The following is a 26,158-nucleotide window of genomic DNA, read 5'->3' as shown; positions in this document are numbered from 1 at the left end:
GTCCGGAGTGGTCGGCGCCACCGTAAGAACGCGCAACGATGCCTGTCCAAGATTGGTTTCGCATCGCCCGATGCCGCCACGGCATCGTCAGGACGTCGGGAAGGCCCGCCTCAAGACGTCGAGCACCCGCCACAGGGCGGGGTTGCGCGACTGCCGCATCCACAGCAGGTGCAGCTCCACCGGCTCGCGGACCGGCGTCGCCAGGGGGGCGAACTCGACGCCGTCGATGTGCAGCCGGGTGGCCGACTCCGGCACGAAGGCGACCCCCCGGCGGGCGGCCACCAGCCACAGCATGGTGAGCACCTGGCTCACGGTGTGGACGACGTTCTCGTGGGCGACCGGCACGAGGCCGACCACCAGGTCGTAGAAGTACCGCGCCTTGGTCGGCGAGTGCATGACGACCGGCTCGCCGCGCAGGTCGTCGGCGACGACCGGCCGGCCCAGCTCGGCGAGCCGGTGTCCGGCGGGGACGGCGACCAGCATCGCCTCGCGGTACAGCAGGCGGGAGCCGAAGGTCTCGGCGTCGAAGGGCGGACGGGCCAGCCCCAGGTCGACCTCCTCGTTGAGCAGTGCGCCGACCTGCTCGCGGGTGACCATCTCGGCGAGGTCGACGTCGACGTCCGGGAGCTCCTGGGCCACCTCGTTGAGCAGCCGGCCGAGCGTGCCGTAGGTGGAGGCGGCGGTGAACCCGATCCGCACCAGGCCGCTCGAGCCGGAGGACACCCGCCGGGCCACCTCCGGCGCGGCGTCGGCGAGGGCCAGCAGCCGGCGCGCCTCGACGAGGAACACCTCGCCGGCGGCGGTCAGGGCGACCCGGCGGTTGTCGCGCTCCAGCAACTGGGCGCCGACACTGCGCTCGAGCTTCTGGATCTGCCGGCTCAACGGGGGTTGGGTCATCTTCAACCGCTCGGCCGCCCGGCCGAAGTGCAGCTCGTCGGCGACGGCCACGAAGCCCCTCAGCTGCTCCAGCGTGTACATGCTCTGAGGGTATCAATCGATGCACGAGGGAACTTGGACAGGCATCGAGCGGCCTGCCTACGCTCCCCGGCGACCGCTTCCGGGTGACCGCACTCACAGCCGCGGATCCCGGGCACCCTCCCCCGTACAGGAGCGCGACATGACCAGCACCTCCCGGAACCGCCGCGGCCTGACCGCCGGACTCGGTCTCGTGACCGCCCTCTCGCTGGCCGCCTGCGGCGGCAACCTCGGCGGCGGGGGCAGCGAGGACGCAGCCGCGTCCTTCCCCGACGGCCCGATCACCCTGCTCGTCGGCCAGGACGCCGGCGGCAGCACCGACCTGATCGCCCGTGCCCTGGCCGACCAGGCGTCGGAGGAGCTCGGCGTCCCGATCACCGTCGAGAACCGCCCCGGTGCCAACGGCGCGGTCGCCGCCCAGGAGCTCGCCGGCGCCGAGGCCGACGGCCAGACGCTGATGACCTTCGTCGGCAGCCTCGCCTACATCACGCCGCTGGCCGTGAGCGAGGACGAGGCGGTCGACATCAACGACTACACCGTCGTCACCGGCATCTCCCAGGACGACTACGTGCTCGTGACCAGCCCGCAGACCGGCTTCACCACCGTCGACGACATCGTGAACGCCGGCCGGCCGATCACCTTCGGGACGACCGGTGTCGGCACCGGCAGCCAGCTGTCGCAGGAGCTGCTGTTCGCCCAGACCGGCATCGACGCCACCGCCGTCCCGTTCGACGGCGGCGCGCCGACCCTGACCGCGGTGCTCGGTGGCCAGGTCGACGTCGGCTCGGTGCAGCTGGGTGAGGCCGCCGCGCAGATCGAGGCCGGCGAGCTCGTGCCGATCGTGACCTTCGCGGAGGAGCGCCCGGAGTACCTGCCGGACACCCCGACCGCCGTCGAGGCCGGCTACGACGTGCCGGTGCAGCAGTCGCGGGCCATCGCGGCGCCCCAGGGCACCCCGGAGGAGGTCGTCACGCAGCTGGAGGAGGCCTTCCAGGCCGCCTTCGCCAGCGAGGAGTACCAGGCCTTCAACCAGGAGCGGCTGCTGACGCCGAACGAGGTCTCCGGCGAGGAGCTGCAGCAGCAGTGGACCGAGAACCTGGAGAACTACCGGTCCCTGGTCGAGCAGTACGAGATCGACCTCGGCGGCGGGCAGTGAGCTCGCGGCAGGGCGACAGCCCGGCGGTCCCCGGCGGCTCTCCGGCCGCCGGGGGGCCGCCCTCCCCCGCGCACACCGGCCCCGAGCACCACCACGGCGTGGCCGAGACCGTGCACGAGCTCGAGGACGCGCTGCACGAGATCGAGGACGAGGACCGGCCGCCGCCGGCAGGCCCGGTCGCCAACCTGGTCATCGCCCTGGTGGTGGTGGCCCTCGGGGCCGCGACGGTCGCCGGCGCGCTGAGCCTGGACGTCGGCAGCGCGGCGACCCCGGCCGCGGGCATGTGGCCGCTGCTGATCGGCAGCGTGCTCGTCGTCCTCGGCCTGGCGCTGGTCCCCCTCGTCCGCCGCACGCACGACGCCGAGCGCTTCACCCGCGCCAGCTGGCTGGTCGTGGCCGGGCTGGCCTCGATGCTCGTCTTCGTCGCGCTGATCAGCGTCATCGGCTTCGAGATCCCGGCGGCGCTGCTCGTGTTCGTCTGGCTGCGCTTCCTCGGACACGAGAGCTGGCGCCTGTCCGCCATCACGAGTCTGGCCGTGGTCGTCGGGTTCTACCTGGTCTTCGTCGCGGCCCTCTCGGTCCCGATCCCGCACCTGTTCTAGGAGGCAGCCGTGGACCTCTCCCCCGTGCTCGACGGCTTCTCCGTCGTCCTCGAGCCCACCAACCTGCTCTACTGCCTGCTCGGCGTCGTCATCGGCATGCTGATCGGCGTGCTGCCCGGCCTCGGCCCGGCCGCGACCATCGCCATCCTGCTGCCGCTGACCTTCGGCATCGAGCCGGTCACCGCGATCATCATGCTGGCCGGCATCTTCTACGGCGCCCAGTACGGCGGGACGATCACCTCGGTGCTGCTCCGGCTGCCCGGGGAGGCGTCGTCCGTGGTGACCGTCTTCGACGGCCACGCGCTCGCCCGGCAGGGCAGGGCCGGCACCGCGCTCGGCATCGCCGCGATCGGCTCGTTCGTCGGCGGCACGGTGTCGATCGTCGCCCTGTCGCTCGTCGCGCCGGTGGTCGCCGGGTTCGCCCTCGACTTCGGGCCGCCGGAGTACACCGCCCTGGCGCTGCTGGGCATCCTGCTGGTCTCGACGGTCAGCGGCGGCGACCGGCTCAAGGCGGTCATCGCCGCCGCGGTCGGGCTGCTGCTGGCCACCGTCGGCCGCGACGGCTTCACCGGCGCCGAGCGGTTCACCTTCGGCAGCCTCGACCTCGCCGACGGCCTGGACTTCGTGCCGATCGCGATGGGCCTGTTCGGCCTCGGAGAGATCCTCTACAACCTCGAGGAGCGTCACCGCGCCGTCCAGGCGCCGGCGAAGGTCGCCAACGTGTGGCCCTCGCGCAAGGACCTGCGCCAGTCCTCCGGCGCGATCGGCCGCGGGTCGGTGCTCGGCTTCCTGCTCGGCATCCTGCCCGGCGGTGGCGCGACGCTGTCCTCGCTGGCCGCCTACGCGCTGGAGAAGCGGCGCTCGAAGACGCCGGAGCGGTTCGGTCAGGGCGCGGTCGAGGGGGTCGCGGCCCCGGAGACGGCGAACAACGCGGCCGCCACGTCGTCGTTCATCCCGCTGCTGACGCTGGGCATCCCCGCCAACGCCACCATGGCGGTCATCTTCGGCGCGCTGCTGATCCAGGGCGTGACGCCCGGCCCGCAGCTGGTGAGCGAGGACCCCGACCTGTTCTGGGGCGTGGTCAACTCCATGTACATCGGCAACATCCTGTTGCTGATCATGAGCATCCCGCTGGTCGGCGTCTTCGTGCGGATCCTGCGGGTGCGGGCCACGGTGCTGGCCCCGATCACGGTGCTGATCACGCTGGTCGGCGTCTACACGGTGCGCAACAACGTCTTCGACATCGTGCTGGTCATCGCCTTCGGCGCGGTGGGCTACCTGATGAAGAAGCTCGGCTTCGACCCCGGGTCGCTGGTGCTCGCCTTCGTTCTCGGCTCGCTGCTGGAGGAGTCGCTGCGGCGGTCGCTGCTGATCTTCGAGGGCGACCCGACCGGCTTCTTCACGCGGCCGATCTCCGGGACGCTGTTCGTCCTCTTCCTCCTGGTGGCCCTCCTCCCCCTGATCCGCGCGGCACTCAGCCGCCGCCGGGCCCCGGCCCGGCGTGACACCAAGGAGCTCGTGTGACCGTCCTCGTCGGTTTCCTCCCCACTGCCGAAGGCCGGGCCGCCTTCGCCGCCGGCCTGGCCGAGGCCCGCCGCCGCGGCGAGGACCTGCTGGTCCTCAACTCCCCCCGCAGCGGCGCACCGGTGAGCGCCGACGTCGCCCCGCCCGAGCTGGTGGCGGAGCTGACCGAGCAGGCGCGGACGGCCGGGGTGTCCCTGGACCTCCGCCAGGCGGCGCACGAGGGCGACCTGTCCGACGAGGTGGTCCGGGTGGCCGACGAGGCGGACGCGTCGGTGATCGTGATCGGCCTGCGCCGCCGCTCCCCCGTGGGGAAGCTGCTCATGGGCAGCACCGAGCAGCGGATCCTGCTCGACGCCGACCGGCCCGTGCTGGCCGTCAAGACATAGACCGGCGGCGGGACGGTGCGGGATCAGTCGGAGCGCCAGTCGAAGGTCCCCGTCGTCCCCGAGCCCAGGGTCTCCCACTCACGCATGTCGGAGCCCTGCCAGCGGGTCCCGTCACTCGGTGCCAACGTGAGGGTCCCCAGGCGGAACGCGGTGGCTGCCGCCGTGTCGTGGACGGTGGTCACCGTGCCGGCCGGGTCCCGCATCGGGGCTCCGTACTGGATCTGGCCGACCTCACCGACACGGAACGACGGGGTGTCGCCGTCCTGGAAGTCGATCCTGGCCACCTGCGACGGGAGCCACTCCGTGACGGTCGCCTGCCAGACGCCCTCGAGGTGCCCGCCCCGCTGGCCGGAGAAGATCGCGTCGAGCTGGGCCCGTTGGTCCTCGGTGGCCGACTCGTCGAGGTACAGGCGACCGACTCCGTTCCCGCTGAAGAAGTCGCCGGGCCAGTCGATCCGGATGACGACCTTGCCGCGGAGACCGACGCCGTCTGAGTCGCCTTCGACGACGTCGAAGACCAGGCACCCGGAGCACCAGCCCTGGTCCGGCTCCGCGGGGCCCAGCCAGCACGGGCACCACATCTTGCAGCTGCAGGCCTCCCACCAGCGGCCACGGGCAGTCCACGTCACGGCTCCTCCTCGGAGGAAGTGAGCACGGCGCCACCTGCTCGGCACCCCGATCGGACCCAGCGGATGCGGTCCGGCACGACGAGTGTCCCGCCGGGCGGCTCGCCGGTCGAGGACCTGACCCAACAGCTCGGCGACATCGGGTTCTCTCGTCCACCCGAGGACCGCGGGCCGTCGTCCGCGCCCGGGGGCCGGGACGGCGCTCGTCGGCGAGGCCCTACGCTGCCGGGCGTCCACGCCCACCTGCCGTAGCGGATGAGGAACCATGCCCCCAGCCGGGATCGCCCCCGACGAGGCCGCCGTCCTCGTCATCGACGTCCAGAACGACTACTGCCACCGCGAGGGCACGCTGGGACGGCGCGGCGTCGACTGCGCGCCGGCGCTCGCCGCGGTGCAGCGGATCGGCGCGCTCCTGCCGGTGGCCCGGGCGGCCGGCGTCCCGGTGCTGCACGTGCACACGCAGCACTCGCGCTGGACCGACACCCCGGGGTGGCGCCGCCGGGGGCAGGGCGGCACGACGATCGAGCCCGAGACCGACCCGATCGTCGCCGCGGGGAGCTGGGGTGCCGAGCCGTACGGGGACCTGGTCGCCGACGGCGACTTCACCTTCGTCAAGCACCGGTACTCGGCGTTCGCCTTCACGCCGCTGGAGCTGGTGCTGAGCGCGCTGGCCCGCCCGGCGCTGGTCCTCGTCGGCCTGACGTCGGACGTCTGCGTCCGGGCGACCGGTGTCGATGCGGTGTCCCGCGGCTACCGGGCGGTGCTCGTGGGCGACGCGACGGCGACGGTCGGGGTGGTCCCGCAGGTCACGGCGTGCGCCGAGTTCGCCGCCACGATCGGGCCGGTCGTGACCACCGACGACCTCCTCCCGTCCTGGACCCTTCCGGCGCAGCGGCCCGTGGGCACTCCCTAGACTCGCCCCGTGGCGACCGGCGGAGGGCCCACGGCACCGGCCGTGGCCCCGCGGCTCGCCCATCACCACCGGACCCGGGAGAGTGGATGTCCGCACGGCCGGCCGAGCACGCCACCCCGCACGACCTCGAGTTCGGACTGTTCGACTGGATCGACGCGCACCCCGGGATGACGCCCGGCGAGGTCTACGACGCCCGGCTGCGCGTGCTCTCCGAGGCCGACCAGGGCGGGTTCACCACCTACCACATCGCCGAGCACCACGGCACGCCGCTGGGCCTGTCGCCGTCCCCCGCGGTGTTCATCGCCGCCGCCGCCCGCGAGACGGAGCGCATCCGGCTGGCGCCGACCACCTTCATCGTCCCGCTGTACGACCCGCTGCGGCTCGTGCAGGAGATCGGCATGCTCGACCAGCTCAGCCACGGCCGGCTCGACGTCGGCGTGGGCAAGGGCTCCTCCCCCATCGAGGCGGCCATGTTCGGCCTCACCCCGCCGGAGACCGCGGAGCGGTTCGAGGAGCTGTTCCCGGCCATCGTCGAGGCGATGGAGACCGGCCGGTTCCGCCGTCCGGGGGCCGAGGAGCCCGCCGGCGAGGAGGTCCCCCTGCACGTGCCGGTGCTCCAGCGCCCGCACCCGCCGCTGTGGTACCCGACGTCCAACGCCGCCTCGATCCCCCGGCTCGGCGACGAGGGCTACAACGTCCTGTTCGGGTTCGGCTTCGCCTCCCCGCCGCTGGAGGTGGTGCGCGAGCAGAGCCGGATGTTCTTCACGCACTTCCGGGAGTCGGCGGAGCGCGGCGGGGTCCGCTACAGCCTGCCGGGCCGGACGCCGCGCTTCGGCATGCTCCGGCACGTCCTCGTCGCCCCGACCGACGAGGAGGCCGCCGCGATCGCCCGGCCGGCGTTCGACGCCCACTACGAGAGCTTCACCCACCTCTGGCGGCTGCACGGCAGCGAGCGGTTCTCGGGCCCGGTCGACGTCGACGGACTGGTGGCCGAGCGCAAGCTGTTCGTCGGATCGCCGGAGACCGTCGCCGCCCAGGTCGCCGAGGCGGTGACGGTCGGGGAGATCAACTACCTCGCCGGCGCCTTCGCGTGGGGCTCCCTGGACGTCGACACGGTCCTCTCCTCGGTGCGGCTGTTCCGCGACGAGGTCGTCCCCGCCGTCCGGTCCGCGACCGCCCGCCGGTCCGAGCCGGCCGCGTTCCCGGCCTGAACCCGAGTCGAGAGGCACGCCATGCCCCGCCTGCGCCTGACCGTCGTCCTGTCCTGCTCGGTGCTGCTCGCCGCCTGCGGCGGGGGTGGGGACGGCGAGCAGGCCGGCACCGGCTCGACCGACGCACCCCGGCAGGTCACGGTCGGGGTCATCCCGATCGCCGACGTCGCCCCGCTGTACCTCGGTGTCGACCAGGGCTTCTTCGCCGAGCGCGGTCTCGACGTCGAGCTGGTGACCGGCCAGGGCGGCGCCGCGCTGGTCCCCGCCGTGGTGAGCGGGGAGCAGGACTTCGCCTTCAGCAACACGCTGTCGCTGATGGTGGCGCAGGAGGCGGGCCTGCCCGTCCAGGTGGTCGCACCGGGGAACGCCTCGACCGGGGACGCCGCGGACGACTTCGGCTGCGTGCTCGTGCCGCCGGGCAGCCCGCTGCAGTCCGTCGCCGAGCTGGCCGGCAAGCGGGTCAGCACCAACACGCTCAACAACATCAACGTCGCGGTCATCCGTGACGTGGTGGACCGCGCCGGCGCCGACTCCTCGACGATCGAGTTCCTCGAGATCGCGCACCCGGACGTCCCCCAGGCGGTGGCGAGCGGCCAGGTCGATGCCGCGACCGCCGTGGAGCCGTTCAAGACGATCGCCCTCCAGCAGGGCGCGCGCTGCCTGTCGAACGTCTTCGCCGAGGCGCAGGAGGACCCCCTCCTCATCGGCGCCTACTTCACGACGGCGGAGACCGCGCAGTCCGACCCCGAGCTGGTCGACGCCTTCGTCGAGGGCCTGGAGGAGTCCTTCGCGTACGCCACCGAGAACCCCGACGAGGCCCGCGGGATCCTGGGCAGCTTCACCGAGCTCAGCCCGGAACTGGCCGGCGCCATCACCCTGGCCGGCTGGCCGCAGGAGCTCGAGCGGGGGTCCTTCGAGTACATGTCCGAGGTCGGCGCGCGCTACGGGATCCTCGAGCAGCCCGCGGACCTCGACACCCTGCTGCCGCAGGGCTGAGCGCGACGGAGGAACAGTGCAGGGAGACGGGCACGGCAGCGTCGAGCCGGGAACTGTCGTCCTGGTGACCGGCGGCGCGCACGGCATCGGCGAGGCCGTGAGCCGGTACCTGGCCGCCGAGGGGGCGGTCGTCGTCGCGGCGGACGTCGCCGACGCGGGGTGGGACGCCGACGGGATCACCCACGTCCGGGCCGACGTGAGCGACGAGGCGTCCTGGCAGCGGCTCGTGGCCACGGCGCTGGACCGGCACGGCCGGGTCGACGCCCTGGTCAACAACGCGGCGGTCTACCAGGGGCTCGGTGCCAAGCGGCCGTTCACCGACATCACCGTCGACGAGTGGGACCGCGTGATGGCGGTCAACACCCGCGGCGTGTGGCTCGGCATGCGCGCCGTCCACCCCGCCATGAGGGAGCAGGGGCACGGCCGGGTGGTGAACATCGCCTCGTCCACGGTGCACATGGGGGTGCCGTACTTCGCCCACTACACGGCCTCGAAGGGCGCGGTCATCGCGCTCACCCGGAGCGTGGCCCGCGAGGTCGGCGCCGACGGCATCACCGTCAACGCGATCGCCCCGGGGCTGGTCGAGACGGAGGCCACGCGTTCGCTCAACGACGACGACTACCTCGCGGTCGCGGCCGGTCGGCGCGCGGTGCCCCGCCGCATGGAGCCCGACGACCTCTGCCCCGCCATCTCCTTCCTGTGCTCCCGGAGCAGCGGGTTCATCACCGGCCAGACGCTCATCGTGGACGGCGGCGCGGCGTTCAGCTGACGTCGGCGCGGGTGCGCAGCGCCCGGTGGCCGCGCCCACCTGCTCCGCGGGCGCGAGCCGGTGGACCTTGACCTGGTCGGCGACGAACCCCATGTCGTTGGGGAGGCCGGAGACCGCGGCCACGCCCGCCAGGACGGCGATCGGCGTGGCCGGGGACGACCCGGTCAGGGCGGGGCTCCCGGCCAGCAGGCCCGCGGCCGGGACGAGCACCCGGAGCGGCGTCACCCGGTCACGACTCCGCCGCCCTCCACCGCATGGCCCGCCGATCGGCGGGGGTCGTGCCGCCCCAGATGCCGAACCGCTCGTCGGCGGCGAGGGCGTAGGACAGGCACGGTCCCGCCGCCGGGCACCGCCGGCAAGCCTCGAGTGCGCCGCGGGCGGGAGGCGCGTTCGCCTCCCGCCCCTCCGGCCACCAGGCGGCCGGGTCGCCCGTCTCGCACGCCACGGTGCGCGCCACGGCGAGTGACCGGATGAGCACGTGCCACTCCGCGGCCGCCCGCGGCGGCACACCCCACAGGCCGTAGGGGGGAGCCTCGTCCTGCCTCATCGGGTCATTGCGTCACGGGGGATATCAGGAACGGGGGAGGCGCGCGCGACGATCTGCCCCGGGCGTGTCCGAATCGGTTCCGATCGACGTGTCCGTGTTCATGGCCTCACGCTCCGCACCCGGAACCGCGGGACGCGCTGCCGCCGGACGATCCCGTGGACCGGCGCACCGGCGCCGCTGCCGTGCCACGCTTCTCCTCGTGAGCTTCGATCTCTACCGAGCCAACGGCGAGGTCGTCCGCTACGGCGATGACGCCCGCTTCAGCTTCACCGCCACGGGGCACCTCGTCGTCTACGACGGCGTCCACAAGGTCGTGTTCAGCCACCACAGCTGGGACCGCGTCGAGGAGCCCGCGCCGTCCCCCGGGCGCTGACCCCGGGCCCGCGTCCCTCACTCGGCGAACAGCGCGCCGAGCGCGGTGGCCACGTCGTGGTGGTCGCGGACCAGCCGCAGCCGGCCGCGGCCCAGCCGGGCGAGGTCGCGCCCCATCTCGACGTCCTTCTCGCCGGAGACGTCCAGCAGCACGTCCAGGCGGGGGACGCGGGCGGCGGTCAGCCGGGGGTCCGGGCCGGCGTTGTGCACGCAGTCGCTGAGCAGCAGCAGCCGGGCGTGGCGGGCGGACGCGCCGGCCAGCTGCCGCGCCGCGGTCTCCAGCGCGAAGGCCACGTTGGTGAGCCCCTGCGCGGGCACGCGCAGGAGGAGGTCGAGGACGGCGAGCGGCGCGACCTGCTCCCCGAGCCGGACGAGGACCGCGGCGTCGGACCAGAAGGCGACGACGGCGAGCCGATCGCGGGCCAGCTCGCCCGCGAGCGCCCCCACCGCGGCCGCCGCGGTCCGCACGCGCTCGCCCCTCATGGAGCCCGAGACGTCGACGACGAGCACCACCGACCGGCGCTGACGCACCCGCTCGCGGACGACGACGTCCCCCTCCTCGGGGAAGGGCTTGCCGGCCAGGACGTCGAGGGTCCGCTCGAGGTCGAGGTCGTCGGAGCCCCCGCTCCAGGGCAGGCTGACCAACTCGCCCACCCCGCGGCGGGGCCGACGGTCCCGCGGCGGGCGCGGGACGGACAGCCGCCGGGCGATGGCGCGGGCACAGCGCCGGGTCTCCTGGTCGGCGGCGCCCTCGGTGGCGAGGTCGGCCAGCGGGATGAGCTCGGCGGGCTCGTCGGTCGTCCCCGGGGTGCCGCCGCCGGGTCGCTGCGCCGCCCGACCGCGCCGTCGGTCGCCCGAGGTGAGGGCCAGGCCGGCTCCTCCGGGCGCCGGCCGGTAGAGCGAGGGCTGCTCGGTCAGCTGCTTGGGCCGGCGGCGCAGCTGCCGCAGTCCCCGGGGCGCGCCCGTCGCGTCCCGGCGCCGGGTGAGCGGGGAGTCGGCCTCGACCGTCCTTCAACCGGGCTGGGCCGCCGCGGGCGCCAGCACGAAGTGGTCCTCCCAGATCTCGCGCAGCACCGCCTCCGGCGTCGTCTCGACCGTCTCGTCGAGGAAGATCCGCCCGGACAGCGCCAGCAGCAGCGCGTCCAGGACGACGGCGGTGTACTCCTCGGGCAGCCCGCGCGGGGGCTCGACCGAGGGCTCGTCGGGCAGCGGCACCTCACGCATCGCGGCCAGCTGGGCGGCGACGAGGGCCAGGTCGATCGCGCCGCGGACGCTGCTGCCCTGGCGGACGTCGTCCCGCCCCCGGGTGGCACGGGTCAGCGCCACCGCGTCGGCGACCAGCCGGGGCGACTCGACGCCGGTGCGGCGGCCGACGATGCCGCGCTCGGCCTCGGCGTCCTGGTAGCCGATCGCCAGGCGCACCAGCCGGTCGTGCACCGAGGTGGACAGCCGGGTCGTGCCGACGTTGTCGTAGGGGTTCATCGACGCGACGACCCGGAAGGTGGGCCGCGCCTCGACCGTGCCGACCCGGGGAACGGCGATCCGGCGCTCGGCCATCGCGGTGAGCAGCGTGTTGAGGGTGTCCTCGGGAGCGCGGTTGAACTCCTCGACGTAGAGGAACCCGCCCGAGCGCATCGCCTCGACCAGCGGGCCCGGGACGAAGTTCTCCGGCGTGTAGTCCTCCCGCAGCACCCGCGCGGGGTCGTGGTGGCCGACCAGCCGGGTCGGCGTCAGGTCGGCGTTGCCCTCGACGAAGACCAGCGGCACGCCCCACTCGGCGGTGATCGAGCGCAGCAGCGTCGACTTCGACGTCCCCGGCGGCCCCTCCAGCAGCACGTCCCGCCCGGCGGCGACGGCGGCCAGCAGCAGGTCGATCTCGCGGTCGCGGCCGACGAGGTGGCGGGCCACCCGCCGGCGGACCTCCCGGACGGACGTGCCCGGCTCGGACGTGACCCGGGAGCCGGTGACGACCGCGTCGTCGACGGCGTCCTCGACGGGCAGGGGCTCGGGGGCGGCGGACGATCTCAGGGCAGGCTCCTCGGTCGGGGGACCGCGGGGCGACCGGGGTCGGCCGCCCCGCGGGGCGTCACTTGATGGTGAACCCGGCGTCCACCGGGAGGGTCACGCCGGTGATGTAGCGCGCCTCGTCGGAGACGAGGAACAGGATGGCGTTGGAGATGTCGACCGGGTCCACCCACGGCACAGGCAGGGCGTTGGTGGACTCGAAGATCGGCGCGGCCGACTCCCGGCTGGGCTCGGGCTGCTCGGGGTCGAAGAGCCCCCAGGTCTTCGGGTTCTGGATCATCACGGTGTCCACGCCGGTGGGGTGGACGGTGTTGACCCGGATCCGGTGCGGGGCGAACTCGTTGGCCAGCGTGCGCATGATCCCCACGACACCGTGCTTGGCCGCCGTGTAGTGGACGGTGTTCGGGACGCCCTTCAGCCCGGCGGTCGAGCTCGTGATGACGATCGCGCCGCCGTTACCGCCGTCGACGAGGTGCGGCAGCGCGACCTTGCAGGTGTTCCAGACGCCGGTGAGGTTGACGTCGATCATCTCGCGCCAGGCGTCGTCGGTGAGCTCGAGGGCCGGGTGGATCTCGAACACGCCGGCGTTGGCCAGCACGGCGTCCAGCCGGCCGAGCTGCGCGACCCCGTCGTCCAGCGCGGCCTTGAGCGCCGCGGTGTCGCGGACGTCGGCCTTCGTCGCCACGATCCGCCGGTCCAGGGCCTCCACCTGCCGGACGGTCTCGGCCAGGTCGTCCTCGGTGGCCGGCGGGTACATGGCGATGCTCTCGACCGGGCCGCAGATGTCCACGGCGATGATGTCGGCGCCCTCCTGGGCCAGCCGGAGCGCGTGGCTCCTCCCCTGGCTGCGAGCTGCTCCGGTGATGAAGGCGACCTTGCCCTCGACCCGTCCCGGCACGACGGTTCTCCCCTCGGTGTGTGGGTGCACCGCGCGGTCGATCAGACCCGCGGACGACGGCGGCGGGGTGGACGGCTGGATCCGGCGCGGCCGGTCCCGCCTGCGACCTGCGCCACACCGGGACGGTAATGACACCGAGTGACACAGACAAGCCGACCCCCGGCCCGCAGGTCAGGTCGACGGCGGCTCGGGCGGCAGGAGCAGGTCGAGCATGCCGGCCAGGACGCGGCCGAGGTCCTGGTCCGGCACGGTCACCCAGTGCTCGTGCGCGGCCAGCGTGGCGGCGAGGACGGCGTGCCCGACGGCCAGCGGGAACAGCGGGTCCGGCGACCCCAGCGTGCGGGCGTGGTCGACGGCGAGCTGCCGCCACTCGGCCCAGACCCGCACGGCGTGGGCCTGCACCGCGGGGACCGTGGAGAACAACTGGGCCCGGTGCAGGGCCCACTCCCGGTCCTCCGCCGGGAAGCTGAGGGCGTCGGCCACCGCCCGCTGGACCACCGCGCGGTACGGCTCCCCCGGAGCCGCCCCGGCCAGAGCGCGCCGCAGCCGGTCGATCTCCCGCGGGGTCTCGACGAACAGCACGTCGGCCTTCGTCGGGAAGTAGCGGAAGAAGGTGCGGCGGCTGATCCCGGCCTCCGCGGCGATGTCGTCGACGCTGGTCTCGTCGAAGCCCCGGGCCACGAACAGCCGCTGGGCGACCGCCGCCAGCTCGTGGGCGCTCGTGACCGGCGGCCGCCCGCCCCGGTCGCCCGACGACACGCTCGCCCGCGAAGTCACCCCCGCAGCCTGCCCGACCCGTCCCGAGATCGGCCCCTTCCACTTCTGGCACGCGGTGCCATAACGTGCGACCCACATCACAGCCGGCCGCCGGGGCCGGCGAGCGAGAGAGGGGACGACGCATGGGACGCGTCGAGGGCAAGGTCGCCTTCATCACCGGGGCGGCGCGCGGACAGGGCCGCAGCCACGCGGTACGCCTCGCCCGAGAAGGCGCCGACATCATCGCCGTCGACGTGTGCGAGCAGGTCGAGACGGTGCCCTACCCCACCGCCACCCCCGACGACCTGGCCGAGACCGTCCGCCAGGTCGAGGCCCTCGACCGGCGGATCGTCGCCGCCGAGGTGGACGTCCGTGACCTCGCGGGGCTCACGGAGGTGGTCGAGGACGGCGTCGCCGAGCTCGGCCGGCTCGACATCGTGCTGGCCAACGCCGGCATCTCCACGCCCGCGCCCACGCTGGAGATGGGCGAGGAGACCTGGCAGACGATGATCGACGTCAACCTCACCGGCGTGTGGAAGACCGTCCGGGCCGCCGTGCCGAACGTCATCGCCGGCGGCCGCGGCGGGTCGGTGGTCATCACGAGCTCGCTGGCGGCCATCTACGCCAACCCGGGCACCGCGCACTACTCGGCGGCCAAGGCCGGCCTGGTGATGCTGGCGAAGGTGATGGCCAAGGAGCTGGCGCCGCACGGCATCCGGGTCAACACCGTCCACCCGACCACGGTGGCCACCGACATGATCCTCAACGAGCCCACCTACCGGCTCTTCCGCCCCGATCTGGAGCACCCGACCCGGGCGGACTTCGAGGAGGCCGCGCTCACGCTCAACGCGCTGCCGGTGCCGGCGCTCGAGGCGGTCGACATCTCCAACGCCGTCCTCTACCTGGTCTCCGACGACGGCCGCTACGTCACCGGCACCACCCACGTGGTGGACGCCGGCGGCCAGCTCTGAAGAAGGACCCCCTGCCCCACCACTCACGAGTTCGCGGCGGGACCCTGCAGGGGGCCGCCGTACCGAGGAGGACACCGCCATGGGCATGCTCGAGGGCAAGGTCGCACTGATCACCGGTGGCGCGCGCGGACAGGGTCGCGCCCACGCCACCACGTGCGCCCGCGAGGGCGCCGACGTCGTGCTGGTCGACATCGCCGACCAGCTCGAGACGGTCCCGTACAAGATGGCCGGCCCGGCCGACCTCGACGAGACGGTGCGCCAGGTCGAGGCCCTGGACCGCCGCGCGCTCGCCATCACCGCCGACGTCCGCTCCCAGGAGCAGCTGGACGAGGCCGTCCGGCGCGGGCTGGCCGAGTTCGGCCAGATCGACATCCTCATCGCGAACGCCGGCATCTGGACGCAGGGCGCCTTCTGGGAGCTGTCCGACCAGGCGTGGGACGAGATGATCGGCGTCAACCTCACCGGCGTCTGGAGGTCGGCCAAGGCGGTCGCGCCGCACATGATCGAGCGCCAGACCGGGTCGATCGTCATCACCTCGTCGATCAACGGCCTCGAGCCCGGGAAGGACTACGCCCACTACGTCGCGGCCAAGCACGGGGTCGTGGGACTGATGAGGAACATCGCCCTGGAGCTGGCCCCGCACGGGATCCGCTGCAACTCGATCCACCCGGGGGCCATCAGGACGCCGATGACCGACCACCAGGGCGCCTGGGACATGTTCGCCGGTCACGAGGGCGGCACCGAGGCCGACATGATCGAGGGCGGCTACTCGTTCCACGCCCTCAAGGGCACGACGTTCATGGACCCGCAGGTCATCGCCGACACCGCGCTGTACCTCAACTCCGACCTCGCCGCGAAGGTCACCGGCGTGACCATCCCCGTGGACGCCGGCCACATGATCCTGCCCGGGATCAACACCGCGCCCGTCCGCTGACGTCGGCGCCGGGGCCGGCCGCTCGTCGGCCGGCCCCGGCGACCGGGCGCCTCAGGTGAAAGCGGGGACCACGTGCTCGATGAAGAGCTCGAGGGACTTCCGCTTCTCCTCGTGCGGCAGGCTGTTGTCGCACCAGAAGCTGAACTCGTCGACGCCGAGCTCCTCGTAGTAGCGCAGCCGCTCGATGACCTCCTCGGGGGTCCCGATCATCGCCGTCCGGTGCAGGGACTCCAGCTCGAACTCCGGGCGCCCCGCGAACTTCTCCTCGGGGCTGGGCTCCAGGAAGCCGTTGACCGGCGCGGTCTTGTTGCCGAACCACGCGTCGAAGGTCCGGTAGAAGCGCGAGACGGCCTCGGCGGCCGGACGCCACCCGTCGGGCTCGTCGGCCGGGTGGACGTGCGTGTGGCGCAGGACCATCAGCTGCGGGCGGGGCACGTCGGGGTTGTTCGCCAGGGCCTTCTCGAACTTCCGCGTCAGGTCGAGCACCTCCTCGTCGCCCTTCATCAGCGGGGTGACCATGACGTTGCACCCGGACCGGACGGCGAAGTCGTGCGAGTCGGGGTCGCGCGCCGCGATCCACATGGGCGGCGTCGGCTGCTGGATCGGCTTGGGCACGCTGGTCGACGTGGGGAACTGCCAGATCTCGCCGTCGTGGGCGTAGTCGCCCTGCCACAGCTGCTGCACCGCCGGCACCAGCTCGCGCAGGTGCGCGCCGCCGCCGGAGGCGGGGAGCCCGCCGGCCATCCGGTCGAACTCGAACTGGTAGGCGCCGCGGGCCAGGCCCACCTCCATCCGGCCGTTGCTGATGACGTCGAGCAGGGCGCACTCGCCGGCGACCCGGATGGGGTTCCAGAACGGGGCGATGATCGTGCCCGCCCCCAGCCGGATGGTGGAGGTCCGCGCGGCCAGGTAGGCCAGCTGCGGCATCGGGCTCGGGGAGATCGTGTACTCCATCGAGTGGTGCTCACCGATCCACACCGTGCTGAAGCCGCCGGCCTCGGCCATGAGCGTCAGCTCGGTCAGGTCCTCGAACAGCTGCCGGTGACTGACCTGCTCGTCCCAGCGCTCCATGTGCACGAACAGAGAGAACTTCACTTCGACTCCTCGTCTCCTGGTGGGGCCCTTGCTCAGGCCGGTGGCCGGGACCGCGCTGCGGCGTCCATCTCGCTGAGGGTCACGTCCCCGGTGGCCCAGTGGTCGCGCGGGACCTCGCGCACGATCACCCGGATGTGGTCGGACCGGGCGCCGACCGTCCGTGCGACGGCCTCGTGCACCTCGTGGATCAGGGCGCGGACCTGGTCCGGGGTCCGGCCGGCGCCCAGCGTCACCTCGACCAGCGGCACGGTCAGCTCCGCATGATGAACGGGTCGGCCACCGGCTCCTCGCTGGTGTTGATCCAGACGCTCTTGAGCCGGGTGTACTCCCGCATCGTCTCGGTCCCGTGCTCCACGCCCACGCCGCTGTTCTTGAAGCCCTGGCGGGGCGACATCGGGGACATGGCCCGGTAGGTGTTGACCCAGATGGTCCCGGCCTCGAGGCGCGAGGCCATCCGGTGGGCCCGCGAGAGGTCCCGGGTCCAGACGCCGGCCGCCAGCCCGTACTCGGTGTCGTTGGCCAGGCGCACCACCTCGTCCTCGCTGTCGAACGGCATGATCGCCGCCACCGGGCCGAAGATCTCCTCCCGGACGACGCGCATGGAGTTGTCCACGTCGACCAGCACGGTGGGCTCGTAGAACCAGCCGCCGAGGCCGCCGTCGGTGGGCCGGCCGCCGGTCAGCACGCGCGCGCCCTCGGAGCGGCCCAGGTCCACGTACCCGGCCACCTTGTCGCGCTGGTCGGCGAAGGCCAGCGGGCCGAGCTCGGTGGTGTCCGCGAGCGGGTCCCCGATCCGGATGCTGCGGGCGCGCTCGGTCACCCGCTCGAGCAGCTCGTCGTAGACCGCCCGGTGCGCGAACACCCGGCTGCCGGCGATGCAGGTCTGTCCGGCGGCGGCGAAGATGCCGGCCACCACACCCATCGCCGCGTTCGAGACGTCGGCGTCCTCGAAGACGATGTTCGGCGACTTCCCGCCGAGCTCCAGGGTGGAGCCGATGAAGCGGGCCGCGGTGCTCGCGGCGATCCGCGCGCCGGTCCCGGTGCTGCCGGTGAACGAGATCTTGGCCAGCCCGGGGTGGTCGACGAGGGCCTGGCCGGCCTCCGGCCCGAAGCCGGTCACCACGTTGACCGTCCCCGGGGGGAACCCGGCCAGGGTGACCAGCTCGGCGAGCTTGAGCACGGTCGCCGACGTGTACTCCGACGGCTTGATCACGACGGTGTTGCCGGCGCACAGCGCGGGCGCCAGCTTGCTCGTGGTCAGGGTCAGCGGCGAGTTCCACGGGGTGATCGCCCCGACGACGCCCAGCGGCTCCCGGGTCGTGTAGTTCAGGACCCGCCGGTCGGACGTGGGGATGACGTCGCCGTGGACCTTGTCGGCCAGCCCGGCGTAGTAGAAGTAGTACTCCGGCAGGGTCGCCAGCTGCGCCCGCATCTCGCGCAGCAGCTTGCCGTTGTCCTCGGTCTCCATCCGGGCCAGCTCGTCGGCGTGCTCGCCGATCAGGTCACCGAGCCGGCGCAGCAGGTGACCCCGCCTGGTCTGGCTGAGGTCCCGCCAGCGCGGGTCCTCGAACGTCGCCCGGGCGGCCCGGACGGCGCGGTCCACGTCGGCCGCGTCGCCCCGCGCCGCGGTGTAGAGGCGCGTACAGGTGGCGGGGTTGGTGCTCTCGAAGTACTCGCCGGAGGACGGCGCGACCCACTCGCCGCCGATGTGGTGCTCGTAATGCTTGAGGTCAGACATGAGCCCTCTCTCCGATGAAGGTGGTCAGACAGGTGACCAGGTCCTGCGGGCGCTCGACCGGCAGCATGTGCCGCGCACCGGGGACGACGACGGCCCGGCAGTCCGGGATCGCCGCGGCCAGCCGGTGCGTCATCTCGGGGGTGGAGCCGGGGTCGTCGGCGCCGGTGACCGCGAGCGCCGGGACCGTGATACGCGGCAGCTCGGGGGCGATGTCGGCGTCGGCGGTGGCGAACACCCGGTAGCAGTTCAGGTAGGACGCGACGTCGTTGGCGAGCAGCGTCGCCTCGGTCCGGCGCACGACCTCCGGGTCCACGGAGGTCCCGGCGTACCAGCGCTGCAGCGAGGCCGCGACGCTGGCCGGGAAGTCCGCGGCGGCCGTGGCCAGGCGGCCGAGGACGGCGGCCCGCTCGGCCTCGGTGCGCCGGCAGACCGAGCTCACCGAGGTCAGCGTCGCCACCAGGTCGGGGCGGTGGCGGGCCAGGTGCTGCGCCACCAGGGCGCCCAGGGAGAACCCGACCAGGTGCGAGCCGGGCGGCACCGAGGCGGCGACCTCCGCGGCGAGGTCAGCGAGCGTGACGCCGTGCGGAGCGGGCCGCCGCCGGCCGTGGCCCGGCAGGTCCAGCGCCAGGGCCTCGACGTCGTCCGGCAGCAGGGCGGTGACCGGCGCCCACATGGTGGCGTCGAGACCCACACCGTGCAGCAGGACCATCGTGGGCTTGGGCATGGCCGCGGCTCACTGCTCGGTCGACAGGGCGGCCAGCCGCTGCTGCGGCCGGCCCTGCGCGGCGGCGGCGAGGGCGATCACCAGTTCGCCCGGGTGGGGCGCGTCGGCGATGCGGACCTCGATCGTCTGGTGGTGGGACCGGATGGTGGCGTCGGTGACGTGCTTGAGCGGGATGTCGAAGACGACCCCGGCGGGGCCGCGCTTCTCGACCGCCGGCAGCAGCGTCGTGGCGCTGGCCGCCTTCCGGAAGTGGTCGCCGAACTTCAGGGTGTGGATCAGCGCGGACCCGTGCTCGATCTCGCCGTCGAGCCCGACGATGCCCGCCTTGCCGTACGCCTCGGCGGGGGCGTCGAGGGCCTCGAGCACCGCGGGCGCGAGCAGCGCACCCAGCGCGGAGGCGTTCTCCTCGATGCCGGGCTGGAGGTCCTCGACGAACCCCTGACCGGCCCACGGGTTCTCGATCACGGCGGCAACGACGGCGACCCGGGCGGCGGGGGTGACCTGGCGGCCCCCCTCGGCGCAGACCTCCTCGACGATGGTCACGATCTTGCGCACGTTCATGTCAGCGGACTCCCAGCTTCTCGGCGGTGACGACGGGGTCGGTGGCGCGGTCCCCGATGCGGGCGTGCGGACGCGGACCGGTGGAGGCGGCCGCGATGACGACCAGCTCGCCCGCCCGCGGGGCGTCGGGCACGCGGGCGGTGACGGTCTGGTAGTGGCTGCGGGTCGCGGCGTGCGTCTTGTGCCACATGGGGACGACCAGCGCCTCCCCCGCATCGGCCCGCGTGTCGGCGAAGCAGATGATCGACTCGCCCTCGAGGAAGTCGCGCACCAGGTTGCCGAAGTAGGGCGTGTGGATCAGCGCGCCGGCGTGCTCGATCTCCCCGGCGGTCCCGACCACGGCGGCCTTCCCGAACGCCTCGATGCGGTCGGCCCCACCGAGGGCGCCGATCAGCCGGTCGGTCAGCACCTTGGCGAGCACGGGCGCGACCACCGCCACCTGCGGGGACAGGTCGGTCTCCGGGCCGGTGCCCACCCAGGGGTTGGCGAGGACGGCGGCGACCGTGGCGCGCTCGCCCGGGCGGGCCGGCTCCCGGCCGTTCTCGGAGACGACGGTCTCGCGGTAGAGCACGACCTTCCGGACGCCGATCCGGACCAGCTCGCCCGCCGGGTCCCCGGCCGCCTCGGCGGGAGGAGCAGGGACGACGGGACCGGAGCCCGGGACGCGACGCTCGTGGTCCGGGCGGCCGAGGGTGGCCACCGCACCGTTGAGGGCTTCTTGCATGCCACAGACGGTAGGACTTGCGCCTGGCATGGGTCAAGCACGAACCCGGACCGGACCCGGGACAGAGCGGGAACGGGACGGACACGTGCCGCGGGCATCCCGAGTTGTTGGGCCTTTGAGCAGGTGATATGCGCTCGTGGCGGCCACCGCCGGAGCGCCTCGCCCGCTCCCGCCGGCCACATCGCCGCCCGACAGCCGGGCCGACCATTGACATGCAAGATGTGACGGCTCTAACGTTCTCTGGCATACCAGGAACGGCTGATGAGCGTCGTTCCAGCACCCAAGGAGTCCCATGTCCAGTCACCTCGGGGAGCGCGTGCCCCAGCACCTGTCAGCTCCCGCGCCGGCGCCGGACCTCTCCACGATGCCGGTCGACGGCCAACCCGACCCCGCGGACAAGGGGAGGCTCGGCTCGGTCTTCTGGACCTCGGTGGGCATCTCCGCGGTCTTCGTGGCGTGGGGCGCCCTCTTCACCGACAACCTGGCCACGGTCACGACGTCCTCGCTGAACTGGCTGACGTCGACCTTCGGGTGGACCTACCTGGTGGTGACGCTGGGGCTGCTCGTCTTCCTGGTCTTCCTGGCCTTCAGCCCGTTCGGCGACGTCCGGCTGGGCAGGGACACCGACCGCCCGGAGTTCTCGACCCCCACGTGGTTCGCGATGATCCTCAGCGCGGTCATGGGGATCGGCCTGATCTCCTACGGCGTCGCCGAGCCGATCTCGCACTTCGCCGCGCCGCCGCACGGCCTCGCGGAGCCGGGGACGCCGGACGCGGCGATCCGGGCGCTGCAGTACTCCTACTTCGACTGGGGCCTGCAGGCGTGGGCGATCTTCGCGGTCTTCGGCCTCGCGATCGCGTACAGCACCTACCGCAAGGGCCGGCGCACGCTGGTCAGCCAGCTGTTCGTCCCGCTGCTCGGCGACCGGGTCAACGGGCCCATCGGCAAGGCGATCGACGTCCTCGCCGTGTTCGCGACGCTGTTCGGCACGACGACGTCCCTGGGCCTGGGCGCGCTCCAGGTGAACAACGGCCTCGGCTCGCTGTTCGGCGTCCCGGTCAACTCCGTGACGCAGGTCCTGATCATCGCGGCGGTGACCGCGGTCTTCACGCTCTCGGCCGTCACCGGCGTCAGCAAGGGCATCAAGTACCTCAGCCAGGGCAGCGCCGGCCTGGCCATCGCGCTGTTCGTCTTCGTCCTGGTGGTCGGCCCGGCGGTCTTCGTCGCCAACCTCTACATCGAGTCCCTGGGCACGTGGATCAGCGACTTCTTCCGCATGAGCCTGCAGGGCACGGCCTTCGGCGGGCTGGAGTGGATGCAGTGGTGGACCTACTTCATGATGGCCTGGTGGGTCTCCTGGGGGGCCTTCGTCGGGGTCTTCCTCGCCCGGATCTCCCGCGGGCGGACCATCCGCGGCTTCATCACCGGGGTGCTCGTCGTCCCCAGCGTCGTGTTCTTCACCTGGTTCACCGTCTTCGGCGGGACCGCCATCCACGTCGACATGTTCGAGGGCGGCGACATCGCCGCGCAGACGACGGCGGACATCAACAGCGCGTTCTTCGCGACGCTGGAGCACTTCCCGCTGGCCACGGTCACCTCGGTGGTCGCGATCATCCTCGTGGTGATGTTCTTCGTCTCCGGGGCGGACGCGAACACCTACGTCCTGAGCATGCTGACCTCGGGCGGGTCGCTGAACCCGCGGCGCTCGGTGCTCGTCCTCTGGGGCACCCTCACCGGCATCACCGCGATCGTCCTGATGCTGGGTGGCGGCCTGAACGCCCTGCAGAACACCGTCATCGTGACCTCGGCGCCCTTCCTGGTGATCATCGCCGGCCTGGCGGTGGCGTTCTGGAAGGAGCTCACCGCCGACCGGCGCGCGGCCGCGGCAGCCGTCGCCGCCGCGTCGGGCACCGTCCCGCACCCCCGGCCGGTGCCCGCGCCGGCGGAGGCCGCCCCGGAGTCCCGCAGCACCCCGGACACCGACGGCGAGCGCCAGGACTGACCGCCCCTCCCCCACGCACACCACGGCTCGAGAGGAGACCACCATGTCCGACGGGAACAGCCGCCGGGAACTGATCGCGGACGCCTGGGCCGCCGCCTGGGACCGCGGGGACGTCGACGCCCTCGACGCGGTGCTCAGCCCCCGCTACCGCCGGCGCACCTCCGCCGCCGACGAGGGGCTGGACCTCGCCGGGTTCAAGGCGTCCATCACCGCCACCCGCGCCGCCTTCCCCGACCTGACCACCACGATCGACGAGATCGTCGTCGACGGCGACCGCGCCGCGGTGCGCTGGCACAGCACCGGGCGGCACGACCGCCCCTTCCTCGGGGTACCGCCGACCCACCGCCAGGTCGAGGTGAGCGGCGCGACCTTCGCCCGCTTCGACGGCGACCGCGTCGTCGAGGAGTTCGTCACCTGGGACCCCCGCGCCCTGCTCTCCGCGCTCGGCATCATCAGCGTGGGACAGGACGGCTGATGGGCCCGGCGACCACGGAAGGAGTGCTCCCCATGACCGGCACGCCCGCCACCCTGGGCCCCGACCTGATGAAGCAGGTGAACCGGCGCTTCGTCACCGGCGTCACCGTGGTGACCGTGATGGACGGGGGCGTCCCCAAGGGCCTCGCCGTCAACGCGTTCGCCAGCGTCTCCCTGGAGCCGCCGACGGTGATGGTCTGCGTCCAGCGCACCTCCTCGACGCACGACTGCCTGTTCCGGGCCGACCACCTCGCCATCAACATCCTCTCGACCGACCAGCTCGACGTCGTGCAGCGGTTCGCGACGAAGTCGGCCGACAAGTTCGCCGGGCTCGACTGGCGCCCCGGGCCCTTCGGGAGTCCGTTCATCGAGCGCAGCAGCGCGCAGATGGAGGTGCAGATCCGCGAGCGCCTGCAGGCCAGCACGCACACGGTGTTCATCTGCCGCGTGGTGGAGGCGACGGTCACCGAACGCAACCCGATGGTGTACTCCGCGGGGCAGTTCTTCGACAGCGGAGCCCTGAGCCCGCTGGGATGACCACGACAGAGGGACGGAGGATGGACGTCGTGAGCCACGGGCCGAACGGGACCGGCAACGGCCTGAGCCGGCAGGGCCGGGTCATCGCCGAGATGCGCCGGCGCATCATCAGCGGCGAGATCGGCGCCGACGTCAACCTCTCCGAGCTGACCCTCGCGGAGGAGTTCGGGGTCAGCCGCACCCCCGTCCGCGAGGCGCTCAAGCAGCTGCAGACCGAGGGCCTGGTCGAGATCCGTCCCCGCGTCGGGACCTTCGTGACCACGCCGTCCCGCCGCGAGATCACCGAGCTGTTCGAGATGAAGGAGCTGCTCGAGGGCGCCGCGGCGCGGCTGCTGGCCCAGCGCGGCCGGGTGCCCGAGCTCGACCGCCTCGAGGAGAACCTCCGCGAGGCCGACGCCGCGGTCGCCCGCGACGACCGGGGCCGCTACGCCGAGCTGGTGCAGGCGTTCCACGACCTGCTCATCGTCGGCTCGGACAACACCAAGCTCGAGGCCCACTACCGGGTCCTGATGAACCAGCTCGCCTACTCGCGCCTGGTCACCACCTCGCTGCGCCAGCCCGGGCGCCCCGCGCAGTCCGACCAGGAGCACCACCGGGTGGTCGAACTGATCATCGCCAAGGACGGCGACAGCGCCGAGCGGGTCATGCGCGAGCACGTGCGGGCCAGCCGGCAGGCGGTGCTGGCGGGCCTGCCGACCCTGCGCTGAGTCGCCGCCGTCCCCGACGACGCGACCGACAGACCCCACCCGCCGGGTCCGCTCCCGACCCGGCGGTCATCCCGACGCGCCCGCGACAGCCGCGGCGCAGCTCCTGGAGGACAGATCCATGACCGCCGTCCTGCCACCCCGTGCCACGCTCTCCGGTCGGGAGGGATCCCGGCTCTCCGCCGGCGCCGACCCGGTCGAGCGGGTGCGCGCGGCGCTGGCCGACGTCGCCGCGGGGCGGCCGGTCGTCCTCGTCGGCGACGACGGCGCCGGCGACCTCGCCTTCGCCGCCGAGCTCGCCACCCCGCAGCTGCTGGCGTTCGTGGTCCGGCACACCGCGGGCTTCGTCTGCGTGGCCGTCCCCGAGGCGGACGCCGACCGGCTGGACCTCCCGCTGATGGTCGCGGCCGACCGGGACCGCCCCGGCGCGGCCCAGTGCGTGGCGGTCGACGCCGCCGCCGGGACCGGCACCGGCATCTCGGCCACGGACCGGTCGACCACCATCCGGCTGCTGGCCGCACCGGACTCGGGAGCGGCGGACCTCGTGCGGCCGGGCCACGTCGTCCCCGTGCGGGTGCGGCCGGGCGGCGTGTTCGGCACCCGCGGGCGGGCCGAGGCGGCCGCCGACCTCGCCGGCCTCGCCGGGCTGCGGCCCTCGGCCGGGCGCTGCGAGCTGGTCAGCACGGTGGACCCCGGTGGGACGGCCCGCGGCGCGATGCTCGAGCGCTTCGCCCGCGAGCACGGCCTGGCGCTGGTCTCGGTCGGCGACCTCGTCGCGTACCGCGTGCGCTTCGAGGGGACGGTCGAGCGGGGTGCGTCGACCGCTCTGCCGCCGGCCGCCGGCGGGTCCACCGCCGTCCGCTACCGCGACCGCACGGATGGCGGCGAGCACCTGGCGCTGGTCCACGGCGACCTCGGGGACGGCGAGGACGTGCTGGTGCACGTCCACCGCGAGTGCCTCGCCGGGGATCCCCTGGGCGCGGCCCTCTGCGACTGCGGCGAGCACCTCCGGTCCGCCGTGGCCGGCGTCGCCGGGGCCGGCCGCGGCGTGGTGGTCCACCTCCGGCGCACCGCTGCCGGGGCCCCGCACGATCGGGACGTCGCCGCGCAGATCATGCGCGACCTGGGCGTCCGGAGCTCGCGGCCGGTGTCCGGCGTCCCCGGGCGGCCGTGCCCGCTCGGAGCGACGCCGACCGGCTGACGTCAGATGTCGAGGTCCTCGACGTCGGGCCGGCCGCCCTCCCCGACGAGGGTGTCGTAGAACTCGGCGGGCATCTTGTCGCGCAGGTCCTCGAGGCTGTCGGCGACGTCGAGGTCCTCGTCGGTCGGTCCCCACCACCAGCCCCGGGAGACCTCCCGCCGGAGCGTCTCCTTGAGGCCCTGCGTGAAGTCCCGCCAGTTCTCGGCCGGGTTGCCGGCGCCCTCGCGATCCCAGCGGTTCCAGTCCCAGTGCCAGCCGCCGCGCCAGGTCTCCGGGTCCGACCACGCCGCCCAGTCGGGCATCCGGCTGGTGTGCAGGGCGAACTTCCCCTTCGGCGTCCGGTAGACGCGGAAGCGCTCGATGCTCCGATCGGCGGTGGGGTGCCGCCACTCACCGAGCAGGACCCCCGAGAAGCGCTGCTCGCGGCGGTCGCGGCCGCTGCCCACCCGCACCGTCACCTGCTGGTAGCCGCCCTGGCGGGCCTCCTCGGCATCGACGAACTGGCGCAGGGCGCGGGAGACGGCCGCGGAGAGGTTGCCACCGGCCAGCGCCTGGGCCCGCTCGTACAGCACGAGGTCGTCGTCGGACACGTAGATCGTCTTGTTGGGCACCGCAGCCTCCCGGGCGTCTTTGTATACGTATAGACCTATTGGAGCGCGGCCCGCCGCGCGGAGCAACAGCCACCCCGGCGAACCGGCGTGCACGGCCCCGCACGGGACGCCATGGTGGGCAGTGGC

The 26,158-nt window shown here is 73.3% G+C and carries 30 protein-coding genes; 16 read left to right on the top strand and 14 right to left on the bottom strand.

The genetic code is table 11. The features are described 5' to 3' along the window. Positions 1-87 precede the first annotated feature (87 nt). Positions 88-978, bottom strand: a complete 891-nt coding sequence (locus tag ACI782_RS19365; RefSeq protein WP_456911713.1) for a LysR substrate-binding domain-containing protein — start codon at positions 976-978, stop codon at positions 88-90. A gap of 139 nt (positions 979-1,117) precedes the next feature. Between ACI782_RS19365 and ACI782_RS19360 the strand changes: the two genes are divergently transcribed. The 4 genes from ACI782_RS19360 to ACI782_RS19345 all read left to right on the top strand — a co-directional run bounded on the left by ACI782_RS19360 (position 1,118) and on the right by ACI782_RS19345 (position 4,643). Beyond that, the gene (locus tag ACI782_RS19360) at positions 1,118-2,131 is read left to right on the top strand and encodes a tripartite tricarboxylate transporter substrate binding protein (RefSeq protein ID WP_456911712.1); all 1,014 of its coding nucleotides are present in this window, start codon (positions 1,118-1,120) and stop codon (positions 2,129-2,131) included. A gap of 98 nt (positions 2,132-2,229) precedes the next feature. Continuing rightward, entirely contained in the window at positions 2,230-2,733 is a 504-nt protein-coding gene (locus ACI782_RS19355) for a tripartite tricarboxylate transporter TctB family protein (protein WP_456911711.1), read from the top strand. 9 nt (positions 2,734-2,742) lie between these two features. Then, positions 2,743-4,257 (top strand): tripartite tricarboxylate transporter permease, encoded by a 1,515-nt coding sequence (locus tag ACI782_RS19350; RefSeq protein WP_456911710.1) that lies wholly within the window; start codon positions 2,743-2,745, stop codon positions 4,255-4,257. Then, positions 4,254-4,643, top strand: a complete 390-nt coding sequence (locus ACI782_RS19345) for a universal stress protein (RefSeq protein ID WP_456911709.1) — start codon at positions 4,254-4,256, stop codon at positions 4,641-4,643. The genes ACI782_RS19350 and ACI782_RS19345 overlap by 4 nt, the downstream gene beginning before the upstream one ends. A gap of 23 nt (positions 4,644-4,666) precedes the next feature. On the opposite strand, the gene ACI782_RS19340 is transcribed toward ACI782_RS19345, so the two are convergent. Next, on the bottom strand, positions 4,667-5,272 hold the full coding sequence (locus ACI782_RS19340) for a DUF1326 domain-containing protein (protein WP_456911708.1): 606 nt from the start codon (positions 5,270-5,272) through the stop codon (positions 4,667-4,669). Positions 5,273-5,534: 262 nt separating this feature from the next. On the opposite strand from ACI782_RS19340, the gene ACI782_RS19335 reads away from it, so the two are divergent. The 4 genes from ACI782_RS19335 to ACI782_RS19320 all read left to right on the top strand — a co-directional run bounded on the left by ACI782_RS19335 (position 5,535) and on the right by ACI782_RS19320 (position 9,158). Beyond that, positions 5,535-6,182, top strand: a complete 648-nt coding sequence (locus tag ACI782_RS19335) for a cysteine hydrolase family protein (protein WP_456911707.1) — start codon at positions 5,535-5,537, stop codon at positions 6,180-6,182. Between the two features lie 86 nt (positions 6,183-6,268). Next, a complete protein-coding gene (locus tag ACI782_RS19330; RefSeq protein WP_456911706.1) occupies positions 6,269-7,393 on the top strand; it encodes an LLM class flavin-dependent oxidoreductase in 1,125 nt (374 codons plus the stop codon). A 21-nt stretch (positions 7,394-7,414) separates the two neighbouring features. Beyond that, positions 7,415-8,389: an ABC transporter substrate-binding protein gene (locus tag ACI782_RS19325; protein ID WP_456911705.1), complete on the top strand. Its 975-nt coding sequence runs from the start codon at positions 7,415-7,417 to the stop codon at positions 8,387-8,389. Positions 8,390-8,405: 16 nt separating this feature from the next. Then, entirely contained in the window at positions 8,406-9,158 is a 753-nt protein-coding gene (locus ACI782_RS19320) for an SDR family NAD(P)-dependent oxidoreductase (RefSeq protein WP_456911704.1), read from the top strand. 229 nt (positions 9,159-9,387) lie between these two features. Here the strand turns inward: ACI782_RS19320 and ACI782_RS19315 are convergent, their stop codons facing one another. Beyond that, on the bottom strand, positions 9,388-9,705 hold the full coding sequence (locus tag ACI782_RS19315) for a WhiB family transcriptional regulator (RefSeq protein ID WP_456911703.1): 318 nt from the start codon (positions 9,703-9,705) through the stop codon (positions 9,388-9,390). Between the two features lie 199 nt (positions 9,706-9,904). Here ACI782_RS19315 and ACI782_RS19310 point away from each other — a divergent pair, with 199 nt between their 5' ends. After that, a complete protein-coding gene (locus tag ACI782_RS19310) occupies positions 9,905-10,078 on the top strand; it encodes a hypothetical protein (RefSeq protein WP_456911702.1) in 174 nt (57 codons plus the stop codon). Between the two features lie 17 nt (positions 10,079-10,095). Here the strand turns inward: ACI782_RS19310 and ACI782_RS19305 are convergent, their stop codons facing one another. The 4 genes from ACI782_RS19305 to ACI782_RS19290 form a co-directional block, all read right to left on the bottom strand. Then, a complete protein-coding gene (locus tag ACI782_RS19305) occupies positions 10,096-10,722 on the bottom strand; it encodes a vWA domain-containing protein (protein ID WP_456911701.1) in 627 nt (208 codons plus the stop codon). Positions 10,723-11,088: 366 nt separating this feature from the next. Continuing rightward, positions 11,089-12,078 (bottom strand): AAA family ATPase, encoded by a 990-nt coding sequence (locus ACI782_RS19300; protein WP_456911725.1) that lies wholly within the window; start codon positions 12,076-12,078, stop codon positions 11,089-11,091. Positions 12,079-12,163: 85 nt separating this feature from the next. Then, a complete protein-coding gene (locus tag ACI782_RS19295) occupies positions 12,164-13,000 on the bottom strand; it encodes a mycofactocin-coupled SDR family oxidoreductase (RefSeq protein WP_456911700.1) in 837 nt (278 codons plus the stop codon). A gap of 171 nt (positions 13,001-13,171) precedes the next feature. Beyond that, positions 13,172-13,777, bottom strand: coding sequence for an acyl-CoA-like ligand-binding transcription factor (locus ACI782_RS19290; protein ID WP_456911699.1), 606 nt, complete (start codon positions 13,775-13,777; stop codon positions 13,172-13,174). A gap of 122 nt (positions 13,778-13,899) precedes the next feature. Here ACI782_RS19290 and ACI782_RS19285 point away from each other — a divergent pair, with 122 nt between their 5' ends. Together ACI782_RS19285 and ACI782_RS19280 are read left to right on the top strand one after the other, a co-directional pair. Continuing rightward, the gene (locus ACI782_RS19285; protein WP_456911698.1) at positions 13,900-14,727 is read left to right on the top strand and encodes a mycofactocin-coupled SDR family oxidoreductase; all 828 of its coding nucleotides are present in this window, start codon (positions 13,900-13,902) and stop codon (positions 14,725-14,727) included. A 79-nt stretch (positions 14,728-14,806) separates the two neighbouring features. Beyond that, positions 14,807-15,661: a mycofactocin-coupled SDR family oxidoreductase gene (locus ACI782_RS19280; RefSeq protein WP_456911697.1), complete on the top strand. Its 855-nt coding sequence runs from the start codon at positions 14,807-14,809 to the stop codon at positions 15,659-15,661. A gap of 51 nt (positions 15,662-15,712) precedes the next feature. On the opposite strand, the gene ACI782_RS19275 is transcribed toward ACI782_RS19280, so the two are convergent. From ACI782_RS19275 to ACI782_RS19250, 6 genes are read right to left on the bottom strand one after another with little or no spacing between them, the layout of a single operon-like run. Beyond that, complete coding sequence (locus ACI782_RS19275) at positions 15,713-16,756, bottom strand: LLM class flavin-dependent oxidoreductase (protein ID WP_456911696.1); 1,044 nt, start codon at positions 16,754-16,756, stop codon at positions 15,713-15,715. 32 nt (positions 16,757-16,788) lie between these two features. Further along, the gene (locus tag ACI782_RS19270) at positions 16,789-17,004 is read right to left on the bottom strand and encodes a 2-hydroxymuconate tautomerase (protein ID WP_456911695.1); all 216 of its coding nucleotides are present in this window, start codon (positions 17,002-17,004) and stop codon (positions 16,789-16,791) included. A 2-nt stretch (positions 17,005-17,006) separates the two neighbouring features. Beyond that, positions 17,007-18,494 (bottom strand): aldehyde dehydrogenase, encoded by a 1,488-nt coding sequence (locus tag ACI782_RS19265; RefSeq protein WP_456911694.1) that lies wholly within the window; start codon positions 18,492-18,494, stop codon positions 17,007-17,009. Next, positions 18,487-19,218, bottom strand: a complete 732-nt coding sequence (locus tag ACI782_RS19260) for an alpha/beta fold hydrolase (RefSeq protein WP_456911693.1) — start codon at positions 19,216-19,218, stop codon at positions 18,487-18,489. Before ACI782_RS19260 ends, ACI782_RS19265 begins: the two co-directional genes overlap by 8 nt. A 9-nt stretch (positions 19,219-19,227) precedes the next feature. Further along, positions 19,228-19,779, bottom strand: coding sequence for an amino acid synthesis family protein (locus tag ACI782_RS19255; RefSeq protein WP_456911692.1), 552 nt, complete (start codon positions 19,777-19,779; stop codon positions 19,228-19,230). 1 nt (position 19,780) lies between these two features. Continuing rightward, on the bottom strand, positions 19,781-20,503 hold the full coding sequence (locus tag ACI782_RS19250; protein WP_456911691.1) for an amino acid synthesis family protein: 723 nt from the start codon (positions 20,501-20,503) through the stop codon (positions 19,781-19,783). Between the two features lie 292 nt (positions 20,504-20,795). On the opposite strand from ACI782_RS19250, the gene ACI782_RS19245 reads away from it, so the two are divergent. From ACI782_RS19245 to ACI782_RS19225, 5 genes are all read left to right on the top strand, one after another. Beyond that, positions 20,796-22,505: a BCCT family transporter gene (locus ACI782_RS19245; RefSeq protein WP_456911690.1), complete on the top strand. Its 1,710-nt coding sequence runs from the start codon at positions 20,796-20,798 to the stop codon at positions 22,503-22,505. 43 nt (positions 22,506-22,548) lie between these two features. Beyond that, positions 22,549-22,980 carry an ester cyclase gene (locus tag ACI782_RS19240; protein ID WP_456911689.1) on the top strand — a complete coding sequence of 144 codons (432 nt, stop codon included), beginning with the start codon at positions 22,549-22,551 and terminating at the stop codon, positions 22,978-22,980. Between the two features lie 32 nt (positions 22,981-23,012). Continuing rightward, positions 23,013-23,516 (top strand): flavin reductase family protein, encoded by a 504-nt coding sequence (locus ACI782_RS19235; RefSeq protein ID WP_456911688.1) that lies wholly within the window; start codon positions 23,013-23,015, stop codon positions 23,514-23,516. Between the two features lie 29 nt (positions 23,517-23,545). Further along, positions 23,546-24,223: a GntR family transcriptional regulator gene (locus ACI782_RS19230; RefSeq protein ID WP_456911687.1), complete on the top strand. Its 678-nt coding sequence runs from the start codon at positions 23,546-23,548 to the stop codon at positions 24,221-24,223. A 118-nt stretch (positions 24,224-24,341) separates the two neighbouring features. Then, positions 24,342-25,421, top strand: coding sequence for a 3,4-dihydroxy-2-butanone-4-phosphate synthase (locus tag ACI782_RS19225; protein ID WP_456911686.1), 1,080 nt, complete (start codon positions 24,342-24,344; stop codon positions 25,419-25,421). 2 nt (positions 25,422-25,423) lie between these two features. Here the strand turns inward: ACI782_RS19225 and ACI782_RS19220 are convergent, their stop codons facing one another. Beyond that, the gene (locus ACI782_RS19220; RefSeq protein WP_456911685.1) at positions 25,424-26,032 is read right to left on the bottom strand and encodes an EXLDI protein; all 609 of its coding nucleotides are present in this window, start codon (positions 26,030-26,032) and stop codon (positions 25,424-25,426) included. Between the last annotated feature and the right edge of the window lie 126 nt (positions 26,033-26,158).

The organism is Geodermatophilus sp. SYSU D00703, from assembly GCF_054050155.1.
This window is presented reverse-complemented; position numbering and strand designations above follow the sequence as displayed.